17 protein-coding genes and 1 riboswitch are annotated in these 21,281 nt (G+C 46.1%); of the genes, 12 read left to right on the forward strand and 5 right to left on the reverse strand.

Annotation, left to right across the window (positions count from 1 at the left end; translation table 11 throughout):
* On the forward strand, window positions 1-222 hold a 222-nt coding region (locus tag P9B68_RS02390; protein WP_277668387.1), incomplete at its 5' end, for a hypothetical protein.
* Here the strand turns inward: P9B68_RS02390 and P9B68_RS02395 are convergent.
* The 4 genes from P9B68_RS02395 to ku form a co-directional block, all read right to left on the reverse strand.
* On the reverse strand, window positions 217-753 hold the full coding sequence (locus tag P9B68_RS02395) for a hypothetical protein (protein ID WP_277668388.1): 537 nt from the start codon (window positions 751-753) through the stop codon (window positions 217-219). The two genes, P9B68_RS02390 and P9B68_RS02395, sit on opposite strands and share 6 nt — an antisense overlap.
* Before the next feature lie 127 nt (window positions 754-880).
* Window positions 881-1,855 (reverse strand): hypothetical protein, encoded by a 975-nt coding sequence (locus P9B68_RS02400; protein WP_277668389.1) that lies wholly within the window; start codon window positions 1,853-1,855, stop codon window positions 881-883.
* 366 nt (window positions 1,856-2,221) lie between these two features.
* On the reverse strand, window positions 2,222-2,476 hold the full coding sequence (locus P9B68_RS02405) for a hypothetical protein (RefSeq protein WP_277668390.1): 255 nt from the start codon (window positions 2,474-2,476) through the stop codon (window positions 2,222-2,224).
* 246 nt (window positions 2,477-2,722) lie between these two features.
* Window positions 2,723-3,532 (reverse strand): non-homologous end joining protein Ku, encoded by an 810-nt coding sequence (ku, locus tag P9B68_RS02410; protein WP_277668391.1) that lies wholly within the window; start codon window positions 3,530-3,532, stop codon window positions 2,723-2,725.
* Window positions 3,533-3,729: 197 nt separating this feature from the next.
* On the opposite strand from ku, the gene ligD reads away from it, so the two are divergent.
* The 7 genes from ligD to crcB all read left to right on the forward strand — a co-directional run bounded on the left by ligD (window position 3,730) and on the right by crcB (window position 13,401).
* Window positions 3,730-6,168, forward strand: coding sequence for a DNA ligase D (gene ligD, locus P9B68_RS02415; RefSeq protein ID WP_277668392.1), 2,439 nt, complete (start codon window positions 3,730-3,732; stop codon window positions 6,166-6,168).
* Window positions 6,169-6,556: 388 nt separating this feature from the next.
* Complete coding sequence (locus tag P9B68_RS02420; protein ID WP_135657992.1) at window positions 6,557-7,057, forward strand: RNA polymerase sigma factor; 501 nt, start codon at window positions 6,557-6,559, stop codon at window positions 7,055-7,057.
* Window positions 7,038-8,096 (forward strand): anti-sigma-I factor RsgI family protein, encoded by a 1,059-nt coding sequence (locus P9B68_RS02425; protein ID WP_277668393.1) that lies wholly within the window; start codon window positions 7,038-7,040, stop codon window positions 8,094-8,096. Before P9B68_RS02420 ends, P9B68_RS02425 begins: the two co-directional genes overlap by 20 nt.
* Window positions 8,097-8,229: 133 nt before the next feature.
* Window positions 8,230-11,211, forward strand: a complete 2,982-nt coding sequence (locus P9B68_RS02430) for a hypothetical protein (protein ID WP_277668394.1) — start codon at window positions 8,230-8,232, stop codon at window positions 11,209-11,211.
* A gap of 356 nt (window positions 11,212-11,567) precedes the next feature.
* Entirely contained in the window at window positions 11,568-11,981 is a 414-nt protein-coding gene (locus P9B68_RS02435; RefSeq protein ID WP_277668454.1) for an EamA family transporter, read from the forward strand.
* A gap of 128 nt (window positions 11,982-12,109) precedes the next feature.
* Complete coding sequence (locus tag P9B68_RS02440; RefSeq protein ID WP_277668395.1) at window positions 12,110-12,688, forward strand: GNAT family N-acetyltransferase; 579 nt, start codon at window positions 12,110-12,112, stop codon at window positions 12,686-12,688.
* A gap of 238 nt (window positions 12,689-12,926) precedes the next feature.
* Window positions 12,927-12,987, forward strand: a riboswitch (Fluoride riboswitch).
* A 42-nt stretch (window positions 12,988-13,029) separates the two neighbouring features.
* Window positions 13,030-13,401 carry a fluoride efflux transporter CrcB gene (crcB, locus tag P9B68_RS02445; protein ID WP_135657985.1) on the forward strand — a complete coding sequence of 124 codons (372 nt, stop codon included), beginning with the start codon at window positions 13,030-13,032 and terminating at the stop codon, window positions 13,399-13,401.
* Between the two features lie 180 nt (window positions 13,402-13,581).
* Here the strand turns inward: crcB and P9B68_RS02450 are convergent, their stop codons facing one another.
* Window positions 13,582-14,709 (reverse strand): DUF4317 domain-containing protein, encoded by a 1,128-nt coding sequence (locus P9B68_RS02450; protein WP_277668396.1) that lies wholly within the window; start codon window positions 14,707-14,709, stop codon window positions 13,582-13,584.
* Between the two features lie 211 nt (window positions 14,710-14,920).
* Between P9B68_RS02450 and P9B68_RS02455 the strand changes: the two genes are divergently transcribed.
* The 4 genes from P9B68_RS02455 (at window position 14,921) to P9B68_RS02470 (ending at window position 21,279) form a co-directional block, all read left to right on the forward strand.
* Window positions 14,921-16,294, forward strand: coding sequence for an MATE family efflux transporter (locus tag P9B68_RS02455; protein WP_277668397.1), 1,374 nt, complete (start codon window positions 14,921-14,923; stop codon window positions 16,292-16,294).
* A 182-nt stretch (window positions 16,295-16,476) separates the two neighbouring features.
* Entirely contained in the window at window positions 16,477-17,307 is an 831-nt protein-coding gene (locus P9B68_RS02460; RefSeq protein WP_277668398.1) for an undecaprenyl-diphosphate phosphatase, read from the forward strand.
* A 43-nt stretch (window positions 17,308-17,350) separates the two neighbouring features.
* The gene (locus P9B68_RS02465) at window positions 17,351-18,370 is read left to right on the forward strand and encodes a M42 family metallopeptidase (protein WP_135657977.1); all 1,020 of its coding nucleotides are present in this window, start codon (window positions 17,351-17,353) and stop codon (window positions 18,368-18,370) included.
* Window positions 18,371-18,639: 269 nt separating this feature from the next.
* The gene (locus tag P9B68_RS02470; protein ID WP_277668399.1) at window positions 18,640-21,279 is read left to right on the forward strand and encodes a YhgE/Pip domain-containing protein; all 2,640 of its coding nucleotides are present in this window, start codon (window positions 18,640-18,642) and stop codon (window positions 21,277-21,279) included.
* Window positions 21,280-21,281 lie beyond the last annotated feature (2 nt).

Consider the following 21,281-nt stretch of genomic DNA (forward strand, 5'->3'; position numbering starts at 1 on the left):
CCCACTTTGGCAATATGGAAATACCGGGAATTTAGTACAATTCTTGCGCCAGGCAATTTGATTCCTCCTAACTATAAAATAGAGCACAAATGGAATCCATTTGTGCTCGGAATCATATTTACTCTTTTGCTTATTTTCAACAAGTTTCTTGCTCATTCTGTCTTAACTTCAAGTGAACCAATTGAAAAAGTTCGTACAAGAGACAACTTCTACTATTTATGATGCATCAATTGTTTTTTCCCAGGTTGAATTACCCTCAAGCTGATGAAACAAATCGGTGATTTTACTATAAAACGCTTTCGTCTTTTCGGTTCCAAATCGTCCGATTCCACTAGGGTGAAGATGTTCTCCAGAATCTGATGTTTGCATGTATCCATACTCATATATAAGATAGTTATATATTCCGGGCTTGCCGTTCCCGTTTTTATACCCCAATGAAATCCATATCATATGTGTGTCTGAATAATGGGAAGAATTTGATGGCGAAGTAGCGAAAAGTCTTCTGCTGTATGGATATTGATTCATTAAATTAATCACTTTTTTTATTTCGGTTACATTCTGTGTTTGAATAGTCGTTGCAGCAATTCCATCTTTTGTAATAGTTTTGTATGAAATTACGGCATTTGTTACTTTCCTGTCCTGCATTGCTCTGTCCACTGTTACTGGTTCTGTAAACCACGCCCATGCTGCTGTGACTATAGCCAAAATCAATGAAATACATAATATAATTATTTTTTTTCGTTTTATTCTCAATTGGTGATCATCCCCTCTTAAGTTGGCCATCAGCATTGAAAAGCTAAGAGAGCGCCATATTACTATAACGGCGCTCATGTATAACTTAGGAAGCCACTGAGTTAATTAAAATTGTCGCTTGGTGATATCAGGAGGAATATGCAGAGTTAAAAGTCGCTTGACCATACTGGTAAGATTCAATTCTTTCAACCCAACCACCGCTTACATAGCCATAATAGGCTCTTTTATCGGCAGATGAATAGTTTTGGGTTTGAATATTTGAAATTTTAGAGTCCGATCCTCGTTTGTTTCCACCGGACACACCCGGGATTGAAATAAAGTTTTCGAACTTTCCCGAAGCTTTTTCTGTCAATGAACCAAAAAGGTATTGACCATCCTCCACAACATAAGTGTGTTTTGTAGTCTTTGATTCAAACAGTTGAGCATAATGAGTTACTTCAGTAGTGCCTGGTACTGAACTAGGTACAGCTGAAGCAAAAATACTCGCTATAGAATATGAATTATACGTCACTTTATCAACTGCTTCACCTATAAGATATTCTACGATTCCTTTAATGACACTATTCTTATAAGTACCCCAAGGGGATTGATTAACATCTGCTGGTTCGCTATGATAATTGGTTGCAACTGTTTCTTCAAAATACGTTTTATTTCCATATCCCTTATAAGTCCTCCTGGAATTTGTTGCTTGTGGCAAATATACTTGAATACTGTCTATATGATTATGATTTTTCTTAGCATTAGCTATAACATCAAGAATATAATTAGCAGTTTCCTTTTGAATGTTTTGTTCCTTAATCACAGCATTAGTGGCTTGGATATTTTCCAGCGGAATAGCTACCTTTTTCACAGGAATAAATAAATCATCTTTCACTTTAGAGAACAGATTTCCATTCTCATCTTGATAAATGCCATCCTTGCTCATTGTTACCTTGACTCCTGCCGAAGTCCCAAGGTTATTTACCTTATAATTACCGTCACTCTGTTTAATGATAATGCTTTCAGGATTATGTGTAGTCGCGGCAAGCCCGGGCATAGAAATGGTAGTGGACATTGCAAGCACAAGAACTAAACTGATAGCCTTTTTAATAGTATTCTTCATTTTACACACTCCTTTAGTTTTTTAATAATTATATGTAGACGACCGAAACGGAACAAACCTGATTTTGCAATTAGTTCAATGGACTCACCCTTTAATTATAATATAGAATTAATTTCACCTTAATTATAATTCCATTTTTTTCCAATGTCAATATGCTAATTATCTAAAGACCCTATATTTCACTTTCTGATTCATTAACCGCTTCCAGAATATCAATGGATCCGTTTGTCGTTTTTACATCATGAATGGACTTGGTACGCAGTTTTTCATAATCATCTTTACCAAGTTGTACCACGGTAGCCAACATACGTGTTAACATATCCATTTCAACTGCTGTTCGAAAATTCCCTTTTGAAATTCGCGTAGCTAGGTTATTAACCAGTCCTTCCATCTTTGAACCAAAAGCGCCGCATAAATAATCTTTAGTTGAGAAGTAATGTATCCAAAATAAAAATCAACAGCTTTTTCGATTGCATCATTTCTCGAAGTGCAGCCAGCAAGATTAATAAGGCTATCCACTTTTGCGTAGCATCCTCTTTTTAGATAGACTGTGCATTTAAACTTCTTATCTGAATCAATTGAACTGTCTTTTACAATCTCTGTATTTATAAAGTCAGGCATGATTTTCCTCCCAAATGTTGGTGGCAAAACTGGTGGTAATAAAACAGTAAGTGCTTTAGCGCCTTTATAAACACAATTTCAATATTTTGATTCCTGTTTTGCCACCAAATAAAAAATTTTGCCACCAATGATTCGTAGCGCTATCCTATAATAAAAGGGCAGAAGCGAAAGCTTTTGCCCTTATTTTGGTCCTTCAGCAAAGAAAAGGTATGGATCTAATGAGCACAATAAAACGGCAATTTCATCCTACGCTCCCTGCTTTTTATTCTTCTTTTTCGCCGGAGGCGTTTTTCCCTCGTTCTGCTTTTCTATGCTGGCCTTCAGCGCATCCATAAGGTCTATCACTTTCCCGTCCGTTTTTTCCGGACTGGCGGCGACAACTTCCTTCCCGGCAATTTTTGTTTCAATAAGCTCCCTGAGCCTTTCCTGATACTCATCCTTATACTGGGACGGATCGAACGGCGTATCCATCGAGTTAATCAACAGCTGGGCCATTTTCAGCTCCTGCTCGGTCGGCTTCGGAATATCATAAGATTTTTGCAACTCCTTAATGTCATCCTGATAAAACATGGTTGATATCAGCACCCCGTTTTCACGCGGGATAATCGCCATCAGCGTATCTTTTGTCCCCAGGACGGTCTTCCCGATAGCTATCTTCTGCTCCCGCATCAGCGCGGACCGCAGAAGCTCGAAAGCCTTTTCCCCTCCCTTTTGCGGGACCGCCTGATATGTTTTATCGTAATAAACCGGGGATATCTGATTCAATTGCGCGAAGTGCAGGATCTGAATCGATTTTTCCTTTTCCGTCTTAATTTTTTCGATTTCCTCGTCTGAAACGACCACATAGCGATCCTTATCATATTCATAGCCTTTAATAATGTCCTCGCTTTTCAGCTCCTTCCCGCAATGGGCACACGTTTTTTTATACCGCACACGGCTCTGATCCTCCTTGTGCAGTTGATTAAAATGGATATCGTTATCCTGGGTAGCTGTGTACATCGACACAGGGATGGATACAAGCCCGAATGAAATTACCGTATGATGTGCTGCCGGCATAAACGCCACCTCCATGGTTTAGTTTAACCAACGCACCGTCAAATACAAATAAATTTGGAGACGTTCCGCATTTCATCAAATAAGAATAAACCGCAAGGAAGCAGCGGATAATAAAGCTTACAATTTCCCGCAAAAAAACCTCAATTTTCAGGTTTAAGTCTAATAGAAGTGGTATGTTATCAAAAAGGTGAGTATGAATGGCCAAGCTGGAAGAATACAACCGAAAGAGGAATTTTGAAAAGACCCGTGAACCGGAGGGCATATCGGAAACGCCGGAAGAACAGTTGAAGTTTGTTGTTCAACATCATATAGCCCGCCGGGACCATTTCGATTTCCGCCTGGAATGGGACGGCGTACTTTTAAGCTGGGCGGTACCGAAGGGGCCTTCCTATAATATCCGCGACAAGAGGCTTGCCGTACAAGTGGAGGACCACCCCTTGGAATACCGGAACTTTGAAGGGCTGATTCCCAAGGGCGAATACGGCGGCGGCGCTGTCATGCTTTGGGATGAAGGAATCTGGGAACCCCTGTCGGACGTGGCCGAAGGGCTGCGTACAGGTTCGCTTAAATTCGTTCTGAAAGGAAGAAGGCTTAAGGGAAAATGGGCATTGATCCGAATGAAAGCAAAAGCGGGGGAAGCGGAAAAGAACTGGCTCCTACTAAAGGAAAAGGACGAGTATGCCCGGGTCTCCGACGGGATTTCCGAATTCACCACCAGCGTCAGAACCGGACGTACCATGAAAGAAATTAAAGCGGGAACGGAGCAGAAATTTACGCGGAACCCGTTCACCCAAACCGATGTACAGCTTGCCCAACTGGTGGACACAGCCCCCGAAGGCGACGAATGGCTCTATGAGGTGAAATATGACGGTTACCGGATTTTGGCGTTTCTGGAGGGCAACCGCGTCCGGCTTATGACCAGAAACGGCCAAAATTATACGGATCGGTTTCCGGGCATTGCTTCTTCCCTCCTTGATTGGGCTGCGGGAAGGGCGATGGTCCTTGATGGAGAGATGGCCATCACAGACACCCAAGGAAAGACGGATTTCCAGGCTCTTCAAAATTATATGCGGCAGCCGATGGGCAAAAACCTCACCTATATCATCTTCGACCTTCTGGCTCTGGACGGAGAAGACCTTCGAGGATGCCGCCTGATCGACCGGAAAGAAACGCTGGAAGCCCTTATGGAAAATAGCCCAAAAGAACTCCATTACAGCCAGCATATCCGGGGAAACGGAAAGGAGAATTTCCTTGCGGCCTGCCGGGCGGATCTGGAAGGGATTGTCGGCAAAAAAGCCGACTCCGTGTACAGCGGGACAAGAAACGGGGATTGGATCAAACTGAAGTGTGATAAAAGGCAGGAATTTGTCATTGGGGGATATACGCTATCCGATAAAAAAACAAGCGGGATCAGTTCGCTCCTGCTTGGCGTGTACGAGGGGGAAGAACTTGTCTATGCCGGGCGTGCCGGAACCGGCCTGAGCGCCCGCAGCGTAACCGAGCTTGAAAAGCATTTTAAAGATCTGAAAAGGGATGCTTCCCCTTTCAAACACGCGCCGCAGGCGAAAAACAACGAAAGAATCACATGGCTCGATCCCCAATTGGTGGCGGAAATCAAGTTTGCGCAATGGACGCAAGAGAATCTGCTGCGGCAGGCAAGCTTTAAAGGGCTGCGAACGGATAAGGACCCGAAGAAGGTAAGAAAGGAAAAAGCGGATGAGGAAGTACAGCGTCAGGCATCCGCTGTGGACAATAAAAAAACAATGCAAGAAAGCGGCAATGAACTAATCATACAGGGGATTAAAATTACCCATCCGGATAAAGTCATGTTCGACGACCCTGAAATAACCAAGGCGGACGTAATCCGATATTACGAAAAGGTTGCGGCGCATATGTTGCCCTATGTATCCCACCGGATTTTAAGCATCGTGCGCTGTCCGAAAGGAATATCCCAGACCTGCTTCTTTAAAAAACACCCGGGTACGGACAATCAAGGAATCGTCTCCGTTTCGATCCCCGCGAACGACGGGGAAATGGAAAATTACTTTTATATTGAGGACGCGGCCGGGTTGATAGCGGAAGCGCAGATGGGCACGCTGGAATTTCACACATGGGGCAGCCGTGTGGAAAAGCTTGAAACCCCTGACATAATGGTCTTTGACCTTGACCCGGACGAGGGGATGGAGCTTGATAAGGTGCGCCAAGGCGTAATGGATCTGAAAAGCATTCTTGCCGAGCTTTCGATCAACGCGTATCTTAAGACCAGCGGCGGCAAAGGGTACCACGTTGTCGTCCCTTTTAAACCCACCGTTTCGTGGGACGTGTTCCATGATTTTGCAAAACGCGTTGCCGAAGTAATGGAACAGAAATGGCCCGGCCGTTATACCAGCAATATCCGAAAAGACAAGCGAAAAAACAAGATTTTTATTGACTGGATCCGAAACGGAAGGGGCGCTACCAGTATTGCTCCCTATTCCATAAGGGCGCGGAAGGGAGCCAAAATATCCATGCCAATCGCCTGGGATGAACTTGAAACCGTCGCCCCGGACGGCATTACAATGGCGGACGCACTCCAGCGGATCGGCAGGAGTGACCCGTGGAAGGATTTCTTCCAAAATAAGCAGGCGTTAAAATAGCGGTTTGCTCCAGACAAGACGCGACCGCTCGCCGGACGGCGGGCCTGTTTGAAAAAGGCCTGTATTCCAGTATTATTTTATAAAAATATTGAAATTTGACCTATACTGGAATTTACGTTAGAATAGTATTGAGCCGCCACGGGTGATGAGCAGCAGGCGCATTTCCGAAAAATATAATACCGATTGAGGAAGATGTGTTGCAAACACCTCTTCCTCTTTTTTCAGTTCATCCGGCTGCCGGGGCCTTCGTCCCAGCTTCAAACAAGCGAGCCTCAAAGCGGTTTTATTATGCGCTCTCTATACCTGGAAAAAAATTTTATAAAATTTTGCCGAATTTTGAAAGTATTTACCGTTTTCAATCGTATCTATATTGAAGGGAGGAAAGAAAATGGAAAAAACATCGTCCGGTACCAACGATGTTGTAACCGAAGCTCTCGACAAATATTCCGATATGGTTCGAAGAATATGCTTTATGTATCTTAAAAGTGAAGCGGATGTGGAAGATATCTTTCAAAACGTCTTCTTAAAGCTATTACAGCATAAAGAGCCGTTTGAAAGCGACGCGCACGAAAAGGCATGGCTCTGCAGAGTTACCATAAATGAATGCAAGGATTTCCACAAAAGCTTCTTTCGAAAAAATACCTGTTCCATCGATAACTTAGAAATTCCCATAGAGGATAAAGCCGAAGAGGGTGTATTGCGCGAGGTGTTATCCCTTCCACAGAAATACAGAAATGTTATATATCTCTTCTATTTTGAGGACTATACGGTCCCTGAAATTGCAACGATTCTCGGAAGGAATCAAAATACCATTCACACACATCTGAGAAGGGCAAAAGCAATTTTAAAGAAGAAATTGAGAGGTTTTGATGATGGGAACTATTTTTAAGGCTGCTATGAACCATATCCGTGCCGAAGATGACCTAAAGAGGAAAACAAAGGATTTCCTAATTGCTAATTTAAACACGGCGCCCGCTGCGACGCAGACCCGGTCCGGACGTTTCGTAAGGCACAGGGCCGCTATAGCGGTCTGCACCGTTGTCCTTGTGTGTGCAATATCCGCTGCCGCAGCCATATACTATCAAACTCCATCTTCCTATATAAGCCTTGACATCAACCCCAGCGTTGAGCTGGGCGTGAACGGGTTTGGAAAGGTTGTGTCCGCAACGGCTTATGACAGCGGCGGCGCAACGCTCCTGAACGGGCAAAACATCATGGACGCGGATGTCAAAAGCGCCGTCCATACCTTGGTTCGGGCAGCCGCAAAGAAGGGCTTTGTTGCACAGGACGGTTCAACGGTCATTTCCGTAACATCTGAAACCGACAATACCAAGGCCGCGATCGAACTGGAAAACTCCGCGGCGCAGGGCGCGGAAGCGGCAATAAAATCAGAAGGTAAAACCGCAAGAATCAGCAAGGATCACATTTCCATGGATAAGCGGGACGAAGCCAAAAGGCTGGCCATCACCCCGGGGAAGCTGCGCCTGATCCAAGAGCTGCAGGAGCTCGATCCTTCCGCTACTATCAGCGAATACAAGGACGCTCAAATAAAGGATATTATAAAAAGGATTGATGAGTTGAAAGAATCCGCGAACCCGGACGGCGACGATACCAAGGATATTTCCGTTCCGGCGGACAACAATGCCCCGGACGAAACGGCGGGCAAAGACACTCCGGATTCATCCAGCGCAACCAGCGGCACAATGCCGCAGGAAACGGACAACGAGGATTCCCCGGTTTCCTCCGATGAATCCGGCAAAGGCAACACTTCCGTTTCATCCAGCACCCCTGGAAAGGAAATTTCGAGCACAGCTTCCAGCAAAAAAGGAACAACATCCTCTCAGGCGCAAAGCCTCTCCGGCAGCACAAGCAGCACAAAGACCGGAAGCCGTTCCCCTTCCTCCCTTTTAAGTCAGCAAAACCGATAAGGGATCCCATATGGACGAATCCATAAGCTGACGCATGGAATACGGCTGCGGCAGCAAGCCTGCTGTTAGAAAAAACATCACCGCACTTTCATCACAAATTTGCAAAACACCATTCGGTCAGGAGGATTGCAGAATGAAAAAATTTGCAGCAAAAGTTCTTTCTTTCGTACTTTCGTCTGCCTTGATTCTGAGCAGCTTTCCCGTCGTTGGTGCTTCGGCGGCTGTAAAATCATTAACCGGCGTAATCAGCAGCACCAATCAGGACAGCATTTATCTTGTCAACGGCGGTGCTTCAAACACCGCCGACCTTACGGATTTCCTGCTTAACAGCGGCAGCGACTTCCTGTTTGAAACCAAGGACCACCAGATGGTCAGCGACGAAAAAATAAAGGAAATCGCCCATGTTTCCGGCGACAGGCTTGTTTCGTTAAAGGTGAACAAATCCAACGATACGGCGTCGCTGAAGCTGAAGAGCAACTCGGCTTCCGGTAAAGAAGTGATTTCGGTTCTTTACGAAGGCAGCTACACCGACGACGGACAGGATTACACCGTAACGGCAAGAGAGAACCTTACCGTATATGTTTACGACAAGGATCAGATCGTCTTCGGCGAATACGAGGCAGACTTTGCTTCCAAAAAGCCCGGTACCGGCTTTTCTGATTTTGAAACCTTTGCCCAAACCGCCAACTATACAAAGACTTTGGGTATTTACAAGGCAAAACCGAGCGCCGATTCCGCGCTGGCGGTTTATGAACCCGCCGACCTAACCGCGGCGACCTCCGGTATTACGGATAAAAACGCCTACAGCTTCAGCGTGACGGGCAATGACGTACATATTCCGGTCGCGGACACGGCTTCGGCGTTCACCCGCTTCCCGACCGCCACCGTCGGCAGGGCTTTCTCTTCCGAAACCAACCGGTACACACAGGACGCGTCCACCATGAACGTGTCCATCACAGTAAAAAAGCTGGTTGCAGACGGTTCCACCTATAAGGCGTCGACCAGCTCAAGCGACGCTTACACCTTGAAAACAAAAATTGAAAAAAAGACGGACGCAGCGACCTTATTCCCGGACAGCAAAGTTTTTACGATTAAGAAGACGGACGGAAAAACCATGCTGACCGGCAACGCAAATTCCGGAACAAGCAATGTTACGGATAGTGAAGTGATATTCCCCAAGGGCACCACAAGCGTGTATGTCGAAGAGAAAACCAATGTGAAGAAAATTTCCGGCCATGTCGGGAACCTCCAGATCAACGGCGGGAAGGTCGGTTCCATCGATATAGAAAGCGGCACCGTTGAAGTTACGGACGGCACCGTCGGCGACATTAAAACGAGCGGAGCCACGGCCACGTCCGGCGGAGAATCAGTTCTTGTAAGCGGCGGCAAGACCGGAAATATCGATGTTACGGATGTAACCTTAGATTCGGACAGCAACGTAACCGTAAACGCGGGCACAACCGGAGCAATCGACGCGGGCGGTACGGTTACCGTCCGCGCGAATGAATCGGACACCCCTGTTGTAATGGGTAAAATTACCGCGCAGGAGATCTTTCTGTCCTCTAAGGAATCCAAAATCACCTGCGCCGGCCTGAAATCGGACGCGGACGGTTCCATCACCTTATCCGGCGACAGCATCGGCATAAACGCCATCGACCTCGATTTCCGCGAAACAAGTGTGTATCTCGGCGATGACAGCGATGCCTTCATCGGAAAAATCCCCGCTCCCGCCAACGCGAAAAACGGGACGATTTACACCCAGCATGAAGACACAAGCGCAACCGTCGGCGGTTCCGTTACGGTTGACACTATTTCCTTAGATACCGATACCACGCTTGCATTTGACGGCATGGTTACGGCAGATACAATCAGCGGCGACGGCACAATGAAGATTGCAGCCGGAAACCTTTATGTAACCGGCAGCGCCTCCGGTGTCACGCTGAAGCTGACCGACAAAACCTTTGCGGCCGGCACCACCGTCTTCAAGGCTGCTGCAAATGCGGTTGACGCGGACGATTTCAACACCTTCGGTTATACGCTTGCAAAAACAGCCGGCGCGGCAACCGATACGTTTAAAATTGCCTCCCTTTCTTTTGCAGGCCTTGCGATTAATAAAGACACTTCAAGCATTGCGAAGGGCTGTTCAGAGACATTCACCGCTGCCGCTTACCCGGCCGGGACCTCTCTCCCCGACGGGGGCAGGATTGTCTGGGACATCGACGGCAGCAACGACATATTTGAGCTCACCTCCTCCGGCGCTTCCGCAACCGTAAAGGTAACCGGTTTTGACCCGGTTTTCGCGTCGGAAAACAAGGCGACTCTGACCGCAACGCTCTATGACGCGGACGGCTACGAAATGGATGACTACGGTACGGCGCAATGCACGATTACCGCTCTTGCTGAACCGACCGCTGTTTCCGACACAAACGCCGACCTCTCGGTCGAAAAGGGCTCCAGCTACATTATGAAAGTGACCTCATCGTCCGTACCTTCCGTTGTAGCCGGCACAGGCGGCGTATTCACCGTAGCGCTGTATGCCAAAAACGGCAACGAATACTTCTACAAGCTTACCGCAGTCGGCCCCATTGGCGCCGCAACGGGCATATACCTGAATGGCAACAAGCTCTTTGTCGCTACGGTAAAAGGCTATTCCTTCACAAGCGACACCACCATGGATTTAGAAGTAAACGGATCCTATATGTTCAAGATTACCTCGGCGGCGGCTCCAACCGTTACCGTCGGTACTCCGTGCTTCAAGCTCGCTTTTGTTTCCAAATCCGGCAATGATTATTTCTACAGAATCACTTCCGCCGGTGCGTCGGGCTCCGCAGCCGGAATCTATGTGAACGGCACAAGAATTTTTGTTGCCACCGTAAAAGGCAACACTTTCACAAGTGATACGACAATGGATTTGACGGTGCATGGCGCCTATACCTTCAAGATTACCTCCGCCACAGCCCCATCCGTTACCGTTGGAACTCCGTGCTTCAAGCTCGCTTTTGTTTCCAAATCCGGCAATGATTATTACTACAAAATTACTTCCGCCGGCGCGGCGGACTCTGCAGCCGGAATTTATGTAAACGGCACAAGAATTTTTGTTGCCACAGTAGGATAAAAGTTTCCATGCTATATTCTTCATAATAATTCTATTTGCGAGGCATCGGTTTATCTTCCCCACGAACCGATGCCTCTCTTTTTATGTACCGTCCCGGGATCGCGCAGGATACCCGTATGTTTATGACAATCTCCTACGGTTCAGCTCGGCCGAAGCGCTGAAATTTCTGATGCGCCGCCGATTCGGCAGGATTGATTTTCGGTCCCCTGTGCGGTATAACATGAGTATAATTACAGATACTATTGCAAAATGGCTTTCTATAATGAAAAAGTGGCAACAGATAAATGTCACAAGCACTTATTAAAAAAAGAACGGGAGTGAATGGCACGATCGAAAAGTTAAAAAACGGAAATTCCATGTGGTTCATTTATGCGTTATTGTCCGCAGTATTTGCAGCGTCTACGTCCATACTGGCCAAGATCGGAATTGAGGACATAAACTCTAACTTAGCTACTGCAATACGCACCGCAGTCGTTTTAATCATGGCGTGGGGAATCGTTTTTATCACCGGAACACAGTTCCAAATTGCGAATATTACTCAAAAAAGCTGGATATTCCTTATTCTGTCCGGCATTGCAACCGGCCTTTCATGGCTATTCTATTATAAGGCACTTCAAATCGGCGAAGCCTCAAAAGTAATCCCAATCGATAAATTCAGCGTGGTCATTGCCATGGTTCTTGCTTTTGTGGCGCTGAAGGAAACGGTAACAGTGAAAAGCATCCTCGGCGGCATACTAATTACCCTTGGTACGTTTGTCATGATTTTGTGACATAAGGCTGCTATTGTTTTTTATGGTTTCGGTTATCCGCATAGGGGATAAGCCGGTCATATGAAAGAATATGATTCCCATCACCTCCACAATGGGAATTACATTTATGAAAGAAAGAAGGTCGTAAAATGGAGCAGGGAACCCTGATCCGGATGGCAACAGAAAAGGACGCAGAAGAACTTTTGGATATTTATTCCCCCTATGTTCGGAATACGTCCATTACTTTTGAGTATGACGTACCGTCCGTAGCTGAGTTTTCAAGGCGAACCAAAGACACTTTACAAATGTATCCCTACATTGTCGCTGTGGATGAGGGGCGCATTGTCGGCTATGCATATGCATCGGCATTTAAAAAGCGCGCGGCTTACAATTGGGCGGTTGAAACCAGCATATACATAAAACAGGATTGCCGAAGGAAAGGCTTGGGAAAAAAACTGTATCTTGCTCTGGAGGAGCTTCTGAAACGCCAGAACATTATTAACCTGAACGCCTGCATTGCCTATACACCGGTTGAGGATGCGCACCTTAACAATGCCAGTATGGCTTTCCACGAGCATTTAGGGTATGCAAAAGCGGCTCACTTTACAAAATGCGGCTATAAGTTCGGCACATGGTACGATATGATCTGGATGGAAAAGATGATCGGAGAGCATCCGGAAGTACCAAAAAAAGTCATTCCCATAACGGAAATCAGCTATGACTTTTAGTTTATAATCTGGAAATTGTACAATTTGTTTATTACATACTGGCTGATCCGAACACTCTTATTCTTGAAACTGAAAAATTTTCTTTTCGGGAATAAGAGTGTATTTTATTCTGGCTATGCGGGCGGCATCGCTGCAATAAGGGATTGTACAAAAAACACGAAATCGAGCAAGGAGAATCCGATTCTTTATGTTTTCTATGTATTTACAAACCAACGGATATCCTTTATCCTGTTATATAGTTCAATATGGTGATGAGGCTCACCAAAATGCATCTTTATGCTGATGGCTTCTACTTTACACTTAAAGTAGAAGCTTTTATTTTTTGTAAGGTGGTATAGGGAATGATTAAAGTATTAATTGTTGGTTTCGGCGGATTTTTGGGTACCATGTTAAGATACATAATTTCGTGCTCTACCTCAAAGTTTTTCGGCAACTTCCCCCTGGGGACTTTCCTTGTGAATGTACTTGGCGGGTTTATCATGGGCTTTATCATGGAATCCAGTACAAGCCTATTCCCTATGTCCCCAAACCTTCGGATATTCCTGACAACCGGATTTTTGGGAGGGCTTACAACATTTTCTACTTTCAGCTTTGAAACGGTTTCCTTTATCTCCGAAGGCGCATATTTAATGGGCGGGCTAAACGCCTGTCTGAATCTGTTTCTTGCCCTTTCCGCATGCTGGACGGGCAAATTCGTTGCGCAGCTATTGTAGGAAACCGCCTTCACCCTAGCATAAAAAAGCGCTCCGATTTTTTCGGAGCGCTTTTTTCAAGACATCTTTTTATAGCCGCGAATTTTATCGCGCAACATCTTTGCCAGTCTGCTGATATATGGTAAAATTATTCACATAACCGTTCTGCGGGGAAATCTTTTTTTAGGTTCCTAAGAACTGTTACGAAATATGAATGTTCACACCGTTTACCTCCACGCCTTCATCAGCACGGATTAAAATATACTTCACCCCATTGATGACCCGCGTGTCGACCAGGTCGCTGCATTCCGGGTTCACACGGATTGTCACATCGGGGGTACGCAGCTCAAATTGCTTGGTATCAATGATATTACGCGGACTGATTTCCATATCGGCGCCAAAAGCGTCGTCATATTTTTCTTCAAACGCTGTGACTCGGGTTTCCGGAACACCACAGGATTTCAAAACACCTTTCACCGTTTCCTTTGAAATCACCAACGGCTCTTTCTCTTTATTGGTTTTGTGTTCTTCAATCAGCCCGGACAATTCGCTGTGAACCGTTTGCACAACATCCAGATTGCAGTCATCTGCAATGGTTTCGCTCAAAATAGATTGGAATGTTTCTTTTTGTTCGGCGGCCGGCATTGGGATTTCGGTTTTGAATATGGCGTCCACGAATTCCGCGTGGTTCTCCGCAAGATTGTGGGAATAGTACAGGGCGTTATAAATGTTGGCGCTCCGGTCGTCAAAAGCCGGGAAAAGGAAGCCAAGCTCCGGCGCCGACACAATCCAGTCGGACGCAATATTCCGGAACGTGTTTTCACTGGCATAATAACCGAGCGCCGGCTTTGTCAGTTTCACAGGACAGATACTGCACAAAAAGTACGAAAACACTTCCGAGGAATCTTCCTGCTTTTCTCCGTCCTCTGCGTAGTAAGGAACATCATATTTGTCGCAGGCCAAAAGAATAAGGTATTTCCCCTCCAAGTTAAGCGCCTGAATCACGCGCCCATAGAATTCCCGAACGGCATCATCGTCCTCCAGCGAGGAATCTCGAAGTGCCATCAGCAACTTATGTTCCTCCCCTTCGAGGACCTGTCGAGTGGCAAACTCAATGTCGATCAGGTTTTTCCCAATTGTGCCAGACAGCGTCTTTTTTAGGATTGCCAGAAGCTCTTCGGCTTCTTCCTGCTGCATCAGCCCCAGCGACTGGCTGAATTGCGTAACAATTTCTCTCTGCTCGTTCACGTAGCAGCCGCGAATCCGGGTAATATTGCTCTTATCCGGACGAAAGCGGCGGCGAATTTCTGAAATTTCTTTTTCGTTCATAATATCCTTCATTCTGTATGTAATTTCATTTTGAATCCCGTATTCCCTATTATATTATGAAAAAAAATTTTTGTCATCCCGGCAAACGCCTTTTCGGCTGATCATTTTCTATTGCCGGCTTTGGAAACACCGGATGTTCCGGTCCGCAAAATTAGATTTACCAATATACTGATCATAAAAATCAAAACTGGTTTTGGAAAACCGGAAAGGAATGCTTGTGAAACACAATACGATCATTGACAGAAACGAAGCAAAAGCCTTTTACAAAACGGCCTTCTCTTTGATACTGCCCATGGCGCTTCAAAATTTAATCAACGTCGGGATTTCTTCCATCGACGTCCTTCTGCTCGGAAGGGTGAGCGAAACGGTGCTTTCCGCCGCCTCGCTTGCCAACCAAGTGCAATTCATCCTGACGTTAATTTTCTTCGGATTAACCTCCGGCGCCGCCGTTTTAACAGCCCAGTACTGGGGAAAGAAAGACACCGACAGCATCCTCAAAATCACGGCAATCAGTATGCGGTTCTCGTTGAGCGTTGCCGCCTTATTTACCCTAACCGTGCTGGTCTTCCCAGAGCAAATCATGAATATATTTACGAATGAGCGGCCGGTTATAGCGGAAGGGGTAAAATATCTTCGAATCATTTCCTTCTCATATATACTCATGTCGATCACGGTAATTTATCTGAATATCATGCGGAGCGTGGAGCGCGTCGTAATCTCCAGCGTGGTGTACCTGATTTCCCTGCTGTCGAACGTTACAATTGCTTCCCTGCTAATCTTCGGCTTGTTTGGCTGCCCAAAGCTTGGCATCCGGGGTTCCGCCATCGCAACACTTACTTCCAGAGGCATCGAGCTGCTGGTTGTCATAATCTATGCGGCAAAGTTCAACCATGTCCTGCGATTTAAGCCTTCGTCCCTGCTTTTGCGGGACAAATACCTGTTCCGGGACTTTCTGTACTATTCCGTCCCGGTTACAATAAACGAACTGATGTGGGGCTGCGGCGTGGCGATGAACGCCGTTGTGATCGGCCACCTTGGAAGCTCTGTTGTGTCGGCGAATTCCGTTGCGCAGATCACCCGGCAGCTTGCCCTGGTAATCGCCTTTGGGCTTGCAAACGCAACCGCAATCACCATCGGCAAGGCCATCGGGGAAAACCATCTGCAAAACGCCAAAATCTACGCCAGGCGTTTCATTAAGCTGAGCATTATCGCGGGCGGAGCCGGCGCGATCCTGATTCTGGCTGCAAGGCCGATGATCATATCCGCGTTAAATCTGGCGCCGACTACGCAAAATCATTTATCATTCATGCTGTTTGTGATGTCGTATTTTTCCTTTGCACAGGCAATCAACACAACGCTCATCGTCGGCGTTTTCCGGGGCGGCGGCGATACCCGGTTCGGGTTGGTCCTTGACACAACCACCATGTGGGGCGGCTCCATTCTAATGGGCGCCCTGGCGGCTTTCGTATTTAAATGGAGCGTTCCGGTCATCTATATGATCCTGATGAGCGATGAAATTATCAAAATCCCATTTTCGGTGCTGCGATACAAAAGCTTCAAATGGCTGAATAATGTGACCCGATAAGGAAATGTTTCAGATGGAAGGCGGCGGACAACAGTATCTTCGATTTTCAATATTCCGTTGCAGTTATCTCTGTTTTGGAATATAATCAATATTGTCTGAATAAACGCACGGAAATCTTCCAGACTTCCTATGGCTGAAAACAAGCTAAATCCAAGCTATGCAAACACGAAATGGAGAGAAATATGGGAATCGTAGAAATTTTAAAAGCAATCCTGTTTGGAATCGTTGAAGGAATTACGGAATGGCTGCCGATCAGCAGTACGGGGCATATGATCCTGCTTGACGACTTTGTAAAGCTGAATACCAGCGCCACTTTTAAGGCGATGTTCCTCGTTGTGATTCAATTCGGCGCTATTTTAGCGGTTATCGTGATTTATTGGAAGAATCTGATGCCCTTTGGTTTTCAAAAAAGATTGACGGTAAAGACCGACATTCTGAGTATGTGGGGAAAAATTATTGTGGCCTGTATTCCGGCCGCTATTGTCGGTTTACTGTGGGATGAGGAAATCGAGGCTTTCTTTTATAATTATCGAACGGTTTCAATCATGTTGATTTTATTCGGTATTTTGTTTATTATAATTGAAAACTACAATCGGAATAAACAGCCGAAGATCTCCGCAATTTCCAAAATAAGCTATAAAACAGCTTTGATCATCGGGCTTTTCCAGCTGATCGCCGCAATATTCCCCGGTACCTCCCGTTCCGGCGCAACCATCGTCGGCGCTCTTCTGATCGGGGTTGCAAGAACAACGGCGGCTGAATTTACATTTTATCTCGCTGTCCCGGTAATGTTTGGGGCAAGCGTACTGAAACTGGCGAAATTCGGTTTCCACTATACGGGTGTGGAGGTTTCCATTTTGCTCACCGGTATGGTCGTTGCCTTTGTTGTCTCCGTCCTCATCATAAAATTCCTGATGAACTATATTAAAAAGCACGACTTTAAAGTATTCGGATGGTACCGGATTGCCCTGGGTTCCATCATTTTACTCTATTTTGCCGTGAAATCCTTTTAAATACCGTTAGAGTAAACACGATAAATTTGTGGGAGTGTATAAAATGAATTATATAATCGACCAGTTAAAAGCGCTGACTGCGATCGACAGCCCAAGCGGGTTTACCGAAGATGTTACGCGCTATACAATGGAGCAGTTTGAAAGCCTTGGTTATCATCCGTATCGGACAAAGAAGGGTTGCGTGGTGTGTGATCTTGGCGGGGAAGGCAGCCCGCTGATCCTCTCCGCCCATATTGACACATTGGGCGGCATGGTAGCTGAAATCAAGAAAAACGGCAGGTTGCGCATTACGAACATCGGCGGCTTAAACGCCAACAACTGTGAAACCGAAAATTGCAGAATCCGCACCCGCTCCGGCAAAGTATTTGAAGGTACGCTCCAGATGAACGACCCCTCTGTCCACGTCAACGACGAATACTCCAAGCAGAACAGAACCTTTGCGGACATGGAAATTGTCATCGATGAAGATGTAAAAGAAAAGAAGGATACCGAGACGCTGGGCATCTGTAACGGGGACTTCGTCTGCTTCGACCCGCGCACAACCATCACGAAAAGCGGGTATATCAAGAGCCGCTTTCTGGATGATAAGCTTTCCGTTGCGATCCTTCTGGGACTTGCAAGGGATCTTCAGAAGAAAAAGCTGAAGCTCAAACGAAAGGTCTATGTCTTTATTACGGTGTATGAGGAGGTCGGCCACGGGGCCTGCGGTGCCCTTCCGGCGGACGCGGAGGAAATCATCAGCGTAGACATGGGCTGCATCGGCGAGGGGCTGGCCTGCACCGAGCGGATGGTCAGCATTTGTGCCAAGGATTCCCACGGCCCCTATGATTATGAAGTGACCACGAACTTGATCCGCTGTGCGCAGGAGGGCAAACTTGATTTTGCCGTGGACGTGTACCCCTACTATGGGTCGGACGCAGACGCCGCGCTTGCCGCCGGTTATGATTTGAAGCACGGCCTGATCGGCGCCGGCGTATATGCTTCGCACGGGTACGAACGGTCCCATATCGACGGCGTAAAAAATACGTTAAAGCTCCTGGAATTGTACATAAAAAAGAAATAAGCGTTTCCCGAAAGCCTCCATGCTTTCACCCGCACTACTGTGTTTCTTCGTTTTATCCATTATTGCCTGTTCTGGGTATAACCCAATTTACACAAAACATAAAATACGGCAGAAAAGTTTCTGTAAATAGAAACCTCTCTGCCGCTACTTTTTATTCTTGTGTTGTTCTGTGATATGCAAGGTATATTAATCTATTTTAATATTATACACGCCTAAAAATCCTATATAATTCTAAATGTAAGATTATTTTTAATTAATGGGGAATCAAAATGAACTTTCGAAATATTAAAAAAGTATATCGGCAGGATTGGAAACGAATCTCAAAAAATCCTGTTGCAATCGTTATTTTGGCCGGGCTTTGTGTTTTGCCGTCTTTATATGCGTGGGTAAACATAAAGGCTTGCTGGAACGTGTATGAAAACACAGAGGAAATTTCCGTCGCCGTCGTGAACAACGACAAAGGCGACATCTATAAAGATGAGGAAATAAACGTGGGCGATGAAATTGTAGAGGAGTTAAAGCAAAACAATAAAATCAAATGGATTTTTACTAATTCCAATGACGCGAATTTGGGTCTGATCGACAGCACCTATTACGCCATGATCGAGATTCCGCCCGATTTTTCATCCAAGTTTCTTACCGTACTGACGGATACCCCACAGAAGCCCCAAATCATCTATAAAGTAGATACAAAAGCCAACCCTGTCGCGGGGAAAATTACGGCAACTGCAAGCAACACGCTGGTTGAGAAAGTATCGGCGGAATTCATATCCAGCGTAAACGAATCCGCCTTCACTACATTGAACAGGATCGGCGAAAGCGCAGATGACAACAAAGAAACGGTTCTTAAGGTGAAAGATTATATAATCCAATTAAACCGTTATATGGACGTGATAACAAACTCGCTAGACAACATCGGGACCAACTCGGATAACTTGAACGTGTTCCTCAAAAGCATCGGCGATACAATGCCGGCCATACAGAGCAGCCTGGATGCCATCGGCACCAACAATTCCGACAAGCAGAAAATCATTCAGTCCATGCAGACAGCAGTAAACACCGCGATTGAAAACGTGGATTTGAACCTAAAGCATACGCAGGCCTCAAATACAAAAGTAAAGGAGCTGTTTGCCAGCCTGAACGAGTCGGTTTCCAGCGCAAACGCGTCGAAAATCAATACGACTTTGCCGATGATCAGCGCGCAGCTTGACTCCATGGACGACTCCATCGACGCAACCATCCGCTATTTAAACCAATGCAGCTCCTACGATTACGACACCGGCATAGATAGTGCCATCACTTCCTTAACGAAGCTGCAAGCCTCTTTGAAAAACCTGCGGAAATCGCTGGCGGATCTGCAAGACCAATTAAAAAAGGCTTCCGGCTCTGTGGATATGATCCTTAAGATTTTGGACGCGAAAATCTTGCAGCTTGAAAAGGACCTGGACGCCGTTGATGCGGCGCTGCGCGTTGTAATTATCCAATTGGAAAATCTGAACCAGACGCTCCAGAACCCGTACCTTGCTCAAGCAATCAACGCGATGAAAGCGATTCAGCAATCCGGTTTAAAGGAAGCGCTTAAAGCCATTTTGGAAGATCTAAGAACCTCGGAGAAAACCGTCCAGGTCGCGCTGAAGGAATTAAATGAAGTCCTTACACGCGCGCAGCAGCAAATTGACTACGCAAACACTAAAATCGGCACCGCCGTTACATACTTAAACTCTGTGATATCCTCAAACGAAAAGAAAAAAGATCAGATGGAGAGAATGGTAAAACATTTACGGGCGGTCAAGTCGTACATAACAGATCAGCAAAATCAAATTTCCAATGTTCAAAGCCAATTAAATTCGGCAAACAGTATTGCGAAAAAAACGGCGGACCTTCTGAACGACGATTGCAACCGGATTTCTTCGCAGCTAAACAGCGCGCTCAGCCTGTATAATTCCGGCATAAAAAACGACTTAAAGAGCATCGGCGACAATGCAATTGTCGCGTTAAAGGACTCTTCCGCACTAATTGAAAACGCACAGGATTTAAGCCGGCTGATCACCAGTATGGTAAAAACGGCCGAGGAAGGCAGCAGCCTCTCCTCCGAATTTTCTTCCAAAATCAACGACAAGCTTGACGAATTCAAGGATATCATCAGCACGCTCGGTAGCAAATTCGAGCAGGTAAACAATGACGATATTATAGAAATCATCAGCATTCTTCAAAACGATCCGCAGCTTATGGGCAATTATATTTCCGAGCCTTTTGAGATTAAGGAAGAACAGATCTATTCGATTCCGAACTATGGCACCGGCATGGCGCCCATCTACACCACCCTGGCGCTTTGGGTGGGATGCCTGGTGCTGAACTCAATCCTAAGAACAGAGGTGGCCCCCTTTGACGGAATCGAACGGCTTTCTCTTCGTGAAAAGCACTTTGGAAAAATGCTGCTTTTTGTAAATTTAGCCGCGGTGCAGGGCTTGATTATTTCTCTGGGGGATATTTTCCTTCTGAAAATCCAAGTTGTGAATCCCACGCTTTTTGTAACCTTCTGTGTCTTCTCTTCCATCGTTTTTGCGATTATTACTTTCACGCTGGCTTCCACCCTTGGCAACGTTGGGAAGGCGCTGTCCATCATCTATTTGATTTTACAGGTAGCCGGCAGCGGCGGCTCGTATCCCATTCAGGTTGACCCGCTTATCTTCCGCATACTGCAGCCCCTTTTCCCCTTCACTTATACATTAGGGGGGATTCGGGAAGCGATCGCCGGCCCTCTGCCCAGCAGCGTGATTACGAACTTTGCGCTGCTGACCATATTTGCTGCCGTTTTCTTGATTGGCGGATACCTTACCGTCGAGCCGCTGAACAATACGTTCCATCAGTTTGAATGCGATTTTAAAAAATCCGGTCTTGGAGAGTAGAT

It is taken from the genome of Caproiciproducens galactitolivorans, from assembly GCF_029266045.1.
Classification (GTDB): domain Bacteria; phylum Bacillota; class Clostridia; order Oscillospirales; family Acutalibacteraceae; genus Caproiciproducens; species Caproiciproducens galactitolivorans.